This is a genomic window from Enterococcus sp. DIV1767, from assembly GCF_050542585.1.
Classification (GTDB): Bacteria; Bacillota; Bacilli; order Lactobacillales; family Enterococcaceae; genus Enterococcus_D; species Enterococcus_D innesii.
The window spans coordinates 147,087-159,214 of the sequence record NZ_CP172936.1 but is presented as its reverse complement, the minus strand read 5'-3'; the positions used below and the strand labels follow the sequence as shown (position 1 = coordinate 159,214).

8 protein-coding genes are annotated in these 12,128 nt (G+C 46.6%); 2 read left to right on the top strand and 6 right to left on the bottom strand.

Annotation, left to right across the window (positions count from 1 at the left end; all coding sequences use genetic code 11):
* Positions 1–25: 25 nt before the first annotated feature.
* A complete protein-coding gene (locus IGI78_RS00745; RefSeq protein ID WP_010748556.1) occupies positions 26–1,414 on the bottom strand; it encodes a glycoside hydrolase family 1 protein in 1,389 nt (462 codons plus the stop codon).
* Positions 1,415–1,573: 159 nt separating this feature from the next.
* On the opposite strand from IGI78_RS00745, the gene celB reads away from it, so the two are divergent.
* On the top strand, positions 1,574–2,845 hold the full coding sequence (gene celB, locus IGI78_RS00740) for a PTS cellobiose transporter subunit IIC (protein ID WP_005226670.1): 1,272 nt from the start codon (positions 1,574–1,576) through the stop codon (positions 2,843–2,845).
* 108 nt (positions 2,846–2,953) lie between these two features.
* Positions 2,954–3,670 carry a GntR family transcriptional regulator gene (locus IGI78_RS00735; RefSeq protein ID WP_142426412.1) on the top strand — a complete coding sequence of 239 codons (717 nt, stop codon included), beginning with the start codon at positions 2,954–2,956 and terminating at the stop codon, positions 3,668–3,670.
* Positions 3,671–3,743: 73 nt separating this feature from the next.
* Here the strand turns inward: IGI78_RS00735 and IGI78_RS00730 are convergent, their stop codons facing one another.
* The 5 genes from IGI78_RS00730 to IGI78_RS00710 form a co-directional block, all read right to left on the bottom strand.
* The gene (locus IGI78_RS00730; RefSeq protein ID WP_195265565.1) at positions 3,744–6,206 is read right to left on the bottom strand and encodes a heavy metal translocating P-type ATPase; all 2,463 of its coding nucleotides are present in this window, start codon (positions 6,204–6,206) and stop codon (positions 3,744–3,746) included.
* A 262-nt stretch (positions 6,207–6,468) separates the two neighbouring features.
* Positions 6,469–7,905 (bottom strand): glycoside hydrolase family 1 protein, encoded by a 1,437-nt coding sequence (locus IGI78_RS00725; protein WP_195265566.1) that lies wholly within the window; start codon positions 7,903–7,905, stop codon positions 6,469–6,471.
* 167 nt (positions 7,906–8,072) lie between these two features.
* On the bottom strand, positions 8,073–9,839 hold the full coding sequence (locus IGI78_RS00720; protein WP_195265568.1) for an ABC transporter ATP-binding protein: 1,767 nt from the start codon (positions 9,837–9,839) through the stop codon (positions 8,073–8,075).
* Positions 9,805–11,547: an ABC transporter ATP-binding protein gene (locus tag IGI78_RS00715; protein ID WP_288362207.1), complete on the bottom strand. Its 1,743-nt coding sequence runs from the start codon at positions 11,545–11,547 to the stop codon at positions 9,805–9,807. The genes IGI78_RS00720 and IGI78_RS00715 overlap by 35 nt, the downstream gene beginning before the upstream one ends.
* Positions 11,544–11,984: a MarR family winged helix-turn-helix transcriptional regulator gene (locus IGI78_RS00710; protein WP_195265572.1), complete on the bottom strand. Its 441-nt coding sequence runs from the start codon at positions 11,982–11,984 to the stop codon at positions 11,544–11,546. Before IGI78_RS00710 ends, IGI78_RS00715 begins: the two co-directional genes overlap by 4 nt.
* Positions 11,985–12,128: the final 144 nt, after the last annotated feature.

Sequence of the window (12,128 nt, the reverse complement as noted above, 5' to 3'; positions counted from 1 at the left end):
TACAGCATTGCTTTTTTCATTGTTATTAAAAGCCGTTATTATCTGAAACTTCTTTAAACCAACGACCTGATTTTTTCACCGTTCGTTTAGCATCATTTGCTAAGTCAACGGAGATAAATCCGTAACGGTTCTTGTAAGCATTGGTCCATGACCAGTTGTCCATGCAGGTCCACATATGGTAGCCAACACAATTGGTTCCTTCTTGGATCGCTTGGTGGACGTACTTCAAGTGGTCAGAGACAAATTCGATGCGGTAATCATCTTCGATCACGCCATCAGCATTGACGAAACGTTCTTCTCCTTCGACACCCATGCCATTTTCAGAAATGTAGCACTTGATATTGCCATAGTTTTCTCGCGTGTTCGTCAAAATATCATAGATCCCTTTTTCATAGATTTCCCATCCGCGATACGGGTTCATTTTCTTGTTTGGCATATCATAGTTATCAAAGTAATCATCAGGCATTGGACTTTTCGCTTCATCGATCGGTGATTCTTTCTTCATGATACGACGAGGTTGGTAATAATTGATCCCCAACAAGTCGATCGTATTTTCGCGAATCGTTTGTAAATCATCGGCTTCCATCGCTGGTACCATATCCAATTCCTTGACGATGGTCACTAATTCTTCTGGGAACGTGCCTTTGACCGCAGGGTCTAAGAAAGAACGATTAAAGAAGGCATCCGCGATTTGCGCTGCTTTGACATCCTCTGGATCGTTCTCATCTCTTGGATAGCTTGGCGTCAAGTTCAAGATGATGCCGATCTCCCCATCAAGGTTCATCTCATGATAGACTTTGATGGCTTTAGCACTCGCCAACGTTTCGTGGAACCCAACTTGGACTGCATGTTTCATGTTGATCTCATTCGGATAATGGAATTGGTAAAGATAGCCGCCTTCAACAGGGACGATCGGTTCATTATGAGTGAACCATTTCTTGACACGATCACCAAATAATGTAAAGCAGGTTTGCGCAAATGCGACATAGGCATCCACGGTCTCTCGGTTCAACCAGCCGCCTTTTTCTTGCAGCGCCATCGGCATATCGAAGTGGTAAAGGTTCATGAAAGGTTCGATCCCGTTGGCGATCAACTCATCAATGTAGGCATTGTAAAAATCAACGGCTTTTTGATTGACTTCTCCTTTGCCTTGCGGGAAGAGACGACTCCATTGGATCGACGTCCGAAACGTCGTATGGCCGGTTTCTTTCATTAGTTGAATATCTTCTTGATAGCGTGTATAGACTTGCGAGGTTTTTTCAGGACCTACCCCATTGAAAAATTTCTCTGGTTCCTGCTGATACCAGTAATCCCAGATGCTTGCCCCTTTGCCATCGCCTTCAAATACACCTTCTGTTTGTGGGCCACTAGCGGCTGACCCCCACCAAAAGCCTGCTGGAAATTGATAATCCATCTTCTTTCACTCCTCATTTTTTCTTTGCTGCCCTAATCATAAAGGAAGCAGTTACAAAAATCAATCTTTTTTAAAATAAATGTATAGACATTTAAAATAAAACATGATACATTATCAATGTAATCGATTGCAAAAAGAAATTTAAGGAGTGAACTAATAATGAATGGTTTTATGGACAAGTTATCTGAAAAGATTTTGCCCTTGGCGAATGCCTTAGGACAAAATCGCTACCTGACCGTCTTGCGGGACGCGTTTATGCTTTCGTTCCCAATCACTATGTTTGGATCGATCGTGGTCGTTTTAAACAACCTGCCCTTCTTCAGTGATGCCACTAAAGGAACATTAGGAACACTGTTTGGCAATGGGCAAAATGCAACAATGAGTATCATGACTGTTTTCGTTACTTTCGGTATTGGCTATTATTTATCAAAATCATATGATGTGGAAGGGATTTTTGGTGGTGCCGTTTCGTTTGCCAGCTTTTTGATCTTGACTCCTTTCTTTATGACTACTGAATCTGGCGAAACGATCTCCGGTGTGCTGTCTCTTGATCGTCTTGGCGCAAAAGGGATGTTTATCGGGATGATCGCAGCATTTTTGGCAGCTGAAATCTATTGCCGCATCACAAAACGCGGCTGGCAGATCAAAATGCCTGATGGGGTGCCACCAGCAGTTTCTAAATCCTTTGCCGCTTTGATTCCAGCAATTATCACCTTAACGGTATTCTTAGTGATCAATGCCATCATGACGGGTGTCTTCAATGCCAACTTGCATGACTTGGTTTATGAATTGATCCAAAAACCATTGACTGGACTAGGCAGCAGCTTGCCAGCAACTCTATTGGCTTTGTTCTTTGTTCAATTCCTTTGGTTCTTCGGTCTACATGGTCAAATCATCGTCAACTCTGTGATGGACCCGATTTGGAATACATTAATGTTAGACAACTTAGAGGCGTATCAAAATGGGGATGCACTGCCGCATATCGTCACAAAACCATTTATGGAAACCTTCACCGTTGGATTAGGCGGTTCTGGTATGACGTTAGCAGTTGTTATCTTGATGGCTTTTGTATTGAAGAAAAAACAATACCGCGATGTTGGTCGTTTGGCTTTAGCACCAGGGATCTTTAACGTCAACGAACCAGCAATCTTCGGTATGCCGATCGTCTTGAATGCGACAATCCTGATTCCTTGGGTCGTGGCACCTCTTGTGGTAACGACCTTCAACTACTTAGTGATGGCGGCTGGACTTGTTCCTGCACCAACTGGTGTTTCTGTTCCTTGGACCGTTCCAGTGGTCTTCAGTGGTGTCTTAGCAACCAACTCTTGGTTAGGTGGTTTGCTGCAAGTCATTGACGTGGTGATCGTCGGCTTGATCTGGTATCCATTCTTACGTGTTTTAGATCGTCAAGCAGAACCATCGATCGATTAAGCGCAACGGCTGGCTGAATTTTTTCAGTCAGCCGTTCTTTTTATAAAAAAACCAAGGTTTGATTGTCGAAACCGCTTTTTTCAGCTATACTTCTTGCGAGGTGATCAGATGCCAAAATACCAAGAAATTGCCAATATTTTACGCACACGTATCAAAAACAACACGTATCCGCCTGACAGCTTACTGCCGAATCAAACTGATTTAGTCGAGGAATTCGGAGTCAGCCGGATGACCGTCAAAAAAGCCATCGGTATTTTAGCCATGGAAGGACTGGTTTATTCTCAGCGGGGCGCTGGAACAAAAATATTGAACCACCCATTCTTAAAAAAAGACACCACTGCTTTAACGGTCTATGAAGGCTTGTCAACGGAAATGGGCAAAGCTGGCCGCAAGCTAGTCAGTCAGGTCATCGATTTTCAAGTCGAATTTCCTGACCAAACGATCCAAGAAAAGTTGATGTTGACGGAAGAACAGCCGATCTATAGTATTGTCCGCTTGCGGATTCTTGAAGACCAACCGTTTATTTTAGAATATACCTATATGCCGGTCCATTTGGTGCCCAATTTAACTCGTGGCCATTTAGAAAGTTCTATCTACCGTTATGTCAAAGAGGAACTAGGGGTCCAGTTTGCTGGCGCTTACCGCACCATCGCCGCTGATAAAAGTACCGCGTACGATCAACAGTATTTGGACTGTAAAGCCGATGATCCGGTCTTAGAGATCGAACAGATAGTCTATCAGAAAAATGGTTCACCCATTGAATTTTCCCGTAGTCGCAACCGTTATGACGTGCGGGCCTACTCTTATTTAGATGTCCAGCACTAAAAAGACCTGCCCACGGTTTTCTTCCATCAGAAACCGTGGGCAGGTCTTTTTGTTGGTGCATTCGTTACTTCGGTTATTTTTTCGCTGAGGGTTGGAATCGTTTCAGCCGCAAGGCATTTAATAAAACGGATACCGAGCTGAAGCTCATGGCCGCCCCAGCGATCATTGGATTGAGCAAGGGGCCACCGAAAAGATGTAGCACACCCATTGCGACAGGGATGCCTAAGACGTTATAAGCAAAAGCCCAGAAAAGATTTTCTTTGATGTTTTTGATGGTTGCCCGACTTAACTCGATCGCTGATGGGACGTCCATCAGATCGCTGCGCATCAGTACGATGTCTGCCGATTCGATGGCGACATCGGTACCGGATCCGATCGCGATCCCTACATCGGCTTGGGCTAACGCCGGCGCATCGTTGATCCCGTCACCTACCATCGCAACCTTTTGGCCTTTGGCTTGCAGGCCAGCTACTTTGGCGGCTTTATCTTCTGGCAAGACGTCACTGATCACTTCATCGATACCGACTTGTTTGGCGATGGCTTGGGCCGTTCGGGCATTGTCCCCCGTGATCATTGCTACGTACAAGCCCATTTGATGCAACCGTTCAATAGCATTTCGACTGCTTTCTTTGATAGTATCTGCCACAGCGATGATCCCGATCGCTTCGCCGTCTTTGGCAACATACATCGGTGTTTTCCCTTCGTGAGCCAATTGTTGGGCTTGCTCGATCAGGCCATCGATGGCAACGTTTTGTTTTTCCAACCATTTCTGGTTGCCTAATAGGACTGGACTGCCAGCGATCGTTCCTTGAATCCCATGCCCTGGAATCGCTTCAAACCCGTCAACTTCTTGTAGGGCGAGGGCTTGCGTGCGGGCTTCGATCACAATGGCTTCGCCTAATGGATGTTCTGAGTCTTTTTCAACAGAAGCCGCCAGTTGCAGCAATTCCGTCGGCGTGTGATTACCTGCAGGCAGGAGATCGGTTACGACTGGTTTGCCTTCTGTGATCGTGCCGGTTTTATCAAAGACGATCGTCGTTACGTTTCTAGCTGTTTCTAACGCATCGCCGCTTTTGATCAAGACGCCATTTTCTGCCCCTTTGCCCGCACCCACCATGATGGCGGTCGGTGTCGCTAATCCTAAGGCACACGGACAAGCAATCACTAATACAGAGATCGTAATGGTCAATGAGAAGATCCAGGTTTCTTGTCCTAAGAAAAACCAGGCAAGTCCTGCAAAAACCGCCAAGACCATGACGATCGGGACAAACACACCCGAAACTTTGTCAGCCATGCGAGCAATTGGCGCTTTGGAGCCTTGGGCATTTTCTACTAACTGAATGATTTGCGCTAACGTTGAATCTTCTCCCACATTGGTGGCTTCGTATTGAAACGAGCCATTTTTGTTGATACTGGCGCCGATCACCCGATCACCGACTTGTTTTTCGATAGGTAAGCTTTCTCCGGTGATCATTGATTCATCGATGGCAGAGCGGCCTTGGGTAACGATCCCATCCACAGGAATCTTCTCACCAGGTCGTACGACTAAGATATCGCCAGCTGCGACTTCTTCAATACCCACTTCGACTTCTTCGACTTGATGCCCGCTGCCGCGAAGCACGCGGGCTTTTTTCGGTGCGAGATCCAACAACTTCTTGATGGCTTCGGAGGTTTTGCCCTTCGAGACCGACTCAAGGTATTTTCCTAAGGTTACTAATGCCAAAATAACGGCGGCCGTTTCATAGTACAAGTGCATCGCATAGTGGGTCGTGCCCAGGTAGACCATCACGGTCCCATAAATACTATAAAAGAAGGCAGCACTGGTTCCCAATGCGACGAGGGAATCCATGTTGGGATGGCCTTTCCAAAGCGCTTTGAAACCAGCAATGTAAAAGGCGCGACCGAGGACCATCACCGGTAAGACCAAAAGCAATTGAGTGGTAACGAAATTGACTGGATAGGCCATCGGATCTAAAAAGCCAGGGATCGGCAAACCGATCATTTCCCCCATCGTCAAATAGAACAAGGGGATCGTAAAGAGCGCTGAAAGCCAAAACCGTTGCCATAAAGCACGAATCTCTGCCTGTTTTGAATCCACCTTGTCGGCATAAGCGGTCGGCAGCTGTGCATCATAGCCCGCCTCTTTCACGGCAGCTGCGATCTTCGCGGCGGTCACTTGATCTTGTTGATAGCTGACCGTCAGTTTTTCTGTTGCCAGATTGACGGAGGCTTGCTCCACACCGGCTAATTTTTGGACAGCTTTTTCTACTGTTTGGGCACAAGACGCACAGGTCATGCCCGAGATGGCAAAGGTCTCTTGTCTTTGAGAGCCGATCAGTTGATAGCCCGCTGCTTTGATGGCCGCAGCGAGTGTTTCTTCGGTGAGCTGCTGCTCATCATAACGAATATGTAATTTTTCAGTAGCCAAATTGACCGCTGCTTGGTCGACCCCCGCCAGCTTGTTGACTGTTTTTTCGACTGTCTGGGAACAAGACGCACAGGTCATCCCTTTTACCCCATAATTCTTTTCGATCATTGTTTCCTTCCTCCTTGCTTGCTAGGCAAACCCATTAACCTTTTATGTTTACAGTTGTAATCTTATTCTACTTTACAATTATCGTTTACACTTGTCAACGATAATACTCAAAAAAAGGACGTTCTCCTTTGAAGCACCCCAAAAAGCGAGACTTTTGGTCTACCTTTGGGCGGTCGCTACAGGTGGAACGTACTTTTTTCTAGGAAACGATCACTGCCGTTGCAGGGGTCGTTTCGCTTATTCAGGTATTGGTTTTAGAAGGCTAGCACTCTTGCCCGTTGGTTTTGATCAGCTCTTGGTACCAGTAGAAGCTGTCTTTCTTGTAGCGTGCCAAAGATCCTTCTTGCGTTTCATCTTGGTCGACATAGACAAAGCCATAGCGTTTTTGGTAGCCGTTTAACCAGCTTAGCAAATCAGTGAAGGACCAGGTGCAATAGCCAAGAACTTCCGCGCCGTCGCTGATCGCTTCTTTGATGGCATGGACATGCTCTGCTAAATAATCGATGCGGTATTGGTCATGGATTTGATGATCGTCGGTTAATTTGTCGTATTCACCAAGTCCGTTTTCCGTAATGATCACAGGCACCCGATAACGGCTAGTGATTCGGCGTAAAGCGATCCGCAGCCCTTGAGGATCGATCTCCCAATCCCAATTCGTCCGTTCCACAAATGGATTTTCAGCTTTTTTGAACATTCCTGGTGTCCCGGTTTCTTCGGAGCTGCCTTTTTTCCCAGTGGTGTTCATTTTCCCCGCACCGACACCATCTAATGGATTGTAGGCATTTGTTGCTGTTTGGTAATAGTTGATCCCTAAGAAATCTGGTTTTGCTGAACGCAGCAAGTCCATATCTCCTGGTTCGATCGTAGGAGCGATCCCTTGCTCTTTCAAGTATTTCATTGCAGCAATCGGGTATTCGCCCCATAGATAGACGTCTAACCAATAATGCGCCATCAAGTCTTCCGCGTTTTCAGCTGCCAAAATATTTTTCGGGTCGCTGTTGATTGGGTAGTTTGGTGAGTAGGCGAAACTTGGTCCGATTTTCCCTGGGATTTTCATCTCATGGAACTTGTTGATCACCGAAGCATTCGCCAAGTTAGCGATATGATTGACTTCATACATCCGTTTAGGATCGGTCACTCCTGGTGGATGGGCAGCTAAAAGATAGCCTAAAGAAGTAAAGATATTTTGTTCATTCAAGCTGACCCAATAGTGGACTTTGCCGCGAAAGGCTTCAAACAATACGGCCGCATAGTTGGTGAAATCTTCAATGATTTTGCGAGATTCCCAGCCACCGTATTCTTCTTGCAAAGCTCGTGGCAGATCCCAATGGTACAAGGTCACCATCGGTTCGATCCCTGCTTTTATCAGTTCATCGATCAATGCTAAATAAAAGTCTAACCCTGCTTGATTGACTTCTCCTCGTCCTTCTGGAAAAATCCGTGTCCAAGCAATAGAAAAACGATAGGTTTTCAATCCTTGTTCTTTCATCAAGGCAACATCTTCTTTGAAGCGGTGGTAATGGTCGACTGCGACATCTCCGTTCGTTGCTTTAAAGGTTTTTCCTGGAATGCGGACAAAATCGTCCCAAACCGAAGCGCCTTTGCCGTCTTCTTGCCATGCGCCTTCTACTTGATAGGCTGCTGATGCTGAACCCCATAAAAAATCATTGGGGAATTCTTTTAGTTGTTTATGATCCAATTGTTTCCCTTCTTTCTGTTTGATGATACCCCTTTCTTAAGTATACCGATAATTGCCTGATTTGTCATAAGAAGATTTTGTACCTATGCCAAGAAAGCCGATGGCACGCAAAAAACATCCTTGCAAGCAGTGGCGTTCTCCTTGCAAGGATGCAGGCTAGCTATGGATCATGCGTCAAATTGTGCCTGATAGAGTGCGGCATAACGCCCCTCTTTAGCTACTAACTCTTCGTGGGTCCCTTGCTCTACGATATTGCCCTGTTCCACCACGAGGATCGTGTCGGCATGTCGAATCGTGGACAAGCGATGGGCGATCACAAAGGAGGTTTTGCCTTTCATCAATTTGGTCATCGCTGCTTGGATCAGCAGCTCTGTTTGCGTATCGACATTCGATGTGGCTTCATCAAGAATCAATAGATCGGCATCCAACAGCATCGCTCGTGCAATCGTCAACAGTTGTTTTTGTCCTTGTGAAATACCGGTTCCGTCTTCTGAAATCAAAGTATCATAGCCTTTTGGCAGGCTCATAATAAAGTCATGGATATGGGCGGCTTGTGCAGCAGCTTGGACTTCTGCCAACGTCGCATTCGCCTTGCCGTAGGCCAAATTGTCGAAAACCGTTCCCGTGAACAACCAGGTATCTTGCAGCACCATCGCATAGCTTTGCCGTAAGCTGCGGCGTGTCGCTTGGCGGATATTTTTACCGTCTAACCGAATCGCTCCTTGGTCAGGGTCATAAAACCGCATCAAGAGGTTCACGATGGTGGTTTTCCCGGCTCCGGTCGGTCCGACGATCGCGACCAAGCTGCCAGCTGGTACTTGTAGCGAAAGATCTTTGATGATGGGCTGCTGTGCTTGATAGCCGAAGGTCACATGGTCAAAGGCGACATCACCAGACACCTCGTGGTATTCGTAGGCTCCAGGAACATCAGAAACTTCCGGTTCTTCATCCAGCAAACGGAAGATCCGTTCTGCCGCCGCCAACGCCGATTGCAAATCACTGAAGATGTTGGCTAACTCATTGATTGGTCCTGAGAATTTTCTGGAGTAAAGAACAAAGGAAGAAACATTTCCGAGTGTCAGATGACCGAACAAAAACAGCAAGGCGCCAAACATACTGATCAAGGACAACGACAGATTGTTGATAAAGTTGATGGAAGGACCAGTCATACTACCGTAGTACTCGGCATTGTAATAGGCATCCACCGCTTCTTGGTTTTTTTCGTCAAAACGGCTGATGATCGCTTCTTCTTGGTTATACAGCTTGATCGTTTGCTGACCAGAAATAATCTCTTCCACAAAACCGTTCAGTTCGCCTAATTTGCGGGAACGACGGCGAAACAATGGTTGAAATTTGCTCATCAAAAAGCGGGTCAAAAAGATCGAAGCGGGAACCGTTACGACAAAAATCAGCACCAGCAGCGGCGAAATCAAAACCATCATCACAAACGAACCAATGATCGTCACAAGACTGCTGAGGACTTGAATGGCATCGCTGGCCAATGACGTATTGATGGTATCGACGTCATAACTGATGCGGCTGATGATATCCCCAGTGGCGACTCGGTCAAAATACCCCACCGGCAGTTCGGTGATTTTATCAAAAATCGCCTTGCGCATCGCTGCCACCACCCGCTGACTCAAGCGGATCATCATGAGCGAAATCAGATAACTAAGAAGGGAAGACGCAAGATAAAACAGCAGCATCAGCCCACAATAAAAGAAGACTCGTTCAAAAATGACCTTGCCGGGACCCGGTTGAATGGCATCAATGGCGTACCCTGAAAGCAACGGTCCCACCAAGGCGAAAATGTTGCTGGCCATCATCAATACAGCGGCTGCCAGCAGGAGACCTTTGTACTCGTAGAGATAGCCCCACAAACGCCGGAGTGTTTTCTTGCTATCCTTGGGTTTTTCCGTTTTTTTCTTCGGCATCGTCGGCACCTCCTGTCTGACCTTGATAAATGGCTTGGTAGATCGCATTTTCTGCTAGTAATTCTTGGTGACTGCCAAAGCCGTTCATTTGACCGTTTTCCAGTACCAAAATTTTGTCGGCATGCTGGATCGAGCTGATCCGCTGCGCGATCAAGACCGTCGTCGTCTGTTGAAACTGCTGTTTCAGGACCTTGCGCAACTGAGCGTCAGTCCGATAATCCAGCGCACTAGCAGAATCATCCAAAATCAAAATTTCCGGATCCCCCGCCAATGCCCGCGATAACAAGACCCGCTGCTTTTGACCGCCGCTTAAATTGCTGCCTTTAGCATGCAGTGGATGAGCTAAGCGCTTGGGCAGTTGATTGATAAACTCCTTGGCTTGGGCGCGAGCCGCCGCTTCTTCGATCTGCTCTTTGGAAAACCGCCGGCCAAAAGCGATATTTTCTTCGATCGTTTCCGCAAAAAGCACGTCTTTTTGTAAGACGACACCGAATAACTGATGCAACTCCGTCGGATCGATGGAGCGAATGTCGCGACCAGCGATGCGGATCATACCCTTCGTTGGGTCATAGAGCCGCAGCAGTAGTTTGACGATTGTTGATTTTCCACTACCAGTCGCCCCGATGATCCCTAAGGTTTCTCCCGGCTGCAAGGAAAAATCGATGTCTTTCAGCACCCGAGTGCCATTAGGATAGGTGAAGGAAACTTTTTCAAAAACGATATGCGCCGGCTCTTCTTTGACAGGCGCCTCAATGACTTGCATATTTTGCGGCAGGCGCAAGACAGATTGGATCCGATCGGCAGAAGCCAGCCCCTTCGACACGATTACAAAGATGCGAGTGATGCTGAGCATGGCATTCAAAATGATCGTAAAATAGGTCAAAAAAGCGATGATGACCCCTGGTTGGGTCAACCCTTGATTGACGCGAAAGGCACTGACAACGATCACCAATGTCAACCCGATATTCAAAAAGAGGTCCATCAGGGGTGGTGTCGCAGCCATCGTTCGATTAGCAGTGGTTTCCGCAGCTACTACGTCTTGATTGACGTGGTCAAAGCGTTTTTTCTCGTAATCTGCTTTGGACAAGGCCTTGATCACCCGAGCCCCAGTCACATTTTCACGAACAGTTCGCACTAACACATCCACTTGCTTTTGTAATGAAGCAAACAAGGGGATCCCCCGTTTCGAGATGGTGACTGCTGCCACTAAAGTGAAGGGCAAGACGCCTACTAAGACCAGTGTCAAAACGGGATCTAATGTAGCAGTGATCATGATTCCCCCTAATAACAGAATCGGGGCACGAATCCCCATCCGTTGGATCATCCCTACCGTTTGATGGATGTTGTAAGTGTCTGTCGTCAAGCGAGACACCAAGGAAGGAATCCCGACTTCTTCGACTTGCGGAATCGACAGATAGGAAACTTTTTCAAATAAGTCATGGCGTATACTACCGGTGGTATCGCGAGCAACACTAGAGGCCATCCGATTGGCGATGATATTGGTGACAACTGCGATGATGGAGCAGACCACCATCGCCCCACCCCAAGCAAAAATCGCAGATACTTGCTTCGTGGGAATCACAGAATCGATGATATACGCCAAAATCCAAGGCAATAGCAAGTCCATCAATGACCCGAAGAATTTGATGCTGACGCCAAGGGAAATGCGTCCGATATAGGGTTTTAAATATTGAGTCAAAAGATTCATTCCATCGCCTCATCTTTCGCTAAAAGCCGCTGGGAATTTTCTTTGACGATTTCCAGATCGGCGATCAACTGCTGCTGTTGGGCAGCAGAAAAACCTGCTACGACTTGTTCATTCCAGCTTTGAAGCAGCTGTTGGATCTTTGGTTGGACGACAAGTGCTTTTTCGGTTGGATAAACCAGTAATTGTCGTTTGTCGGTGGGACTGCTGGTTCTAGTGATAAATCCTCGTTCTTCTAGGATCGCTAGTTGACGGGCAACATTGCTTTTATTCACAAAAATCTTCTTGGCTAAGGCTTCTTGACTGATCCCCGGTTGGCGGCAAATGTTTAAGATATAGGTATGATGCATCCCACCTAAACCAAATTTTTTCAGTTCTTTTTCCCGATAAAGGGTGGCGAGACGGGCAATATGATTGATTGAGCGGATAATGGCTTCCATGAGCACTCCTGCCTTTCTTGGTTCTTCAAAGTGTCTTATCTATTATAAGGAATAATCGTTGCGCACGCAACGATTATTATTTCTCTCGGAAAAAAATAGGTACACTGTTGCTGATCAACAAAAAAAGAACTTCAGCCCTCTCGC

Excerpts from the sequence above, each read along its gene's own strand:
- IGI78_RS00745 (WP_010748556.1), bottom strand. The coding sequence starts at position 1,414 with ATGGATTATCAATTTCCAGCAGGCTTTTGGTGGGGGTCAGCCGCTAGT.
- celB (WP_005226670.1), top strand. The coding sequence starts at position 1,574 with ATGAATGGTTTTATGGACAAGTTATCTGAAAAGATTTTGCCCTTGGCG.
- IGI78_RS00735 (WP_142426412.1), top strand. The coding sequence starts at position 2,954 with ATGCCAAAATACCAAGAAATTGCCAATATTTTACGCACACGTATCAAA.
- IGI78_RS00730 (WP_195265565.1), bottom strand. The coding sequence starts at position 6,206 with ATGATCGAAAAGAATTATGGGGTAAAAGGGATGACCTGTGCGTCTTGT.
- IGI78_RS00720 (WP_195265568.1), bottom strand. The coding sequence starts at position 9,839 with ATGCCGAAGAAAAAAACGGAAAAACCCAAGGATAGCAAGAAAACACTC.
- IGI78_RS00715 (WP_288362207.1), bottom strand. The coding sequence starts at position 11,547 with ATGAATCTTTTGACTCAATATTTAAAACCCTATATCGGACGCATTTCC.
- IGI78_RS00710 (WP_195265572.1), bottom strand. The coding sequence starts at position 11,984 with ATGGAAGCCATTATCCGCTCAATCAATCATATTGCCCGTCTCGCCACC.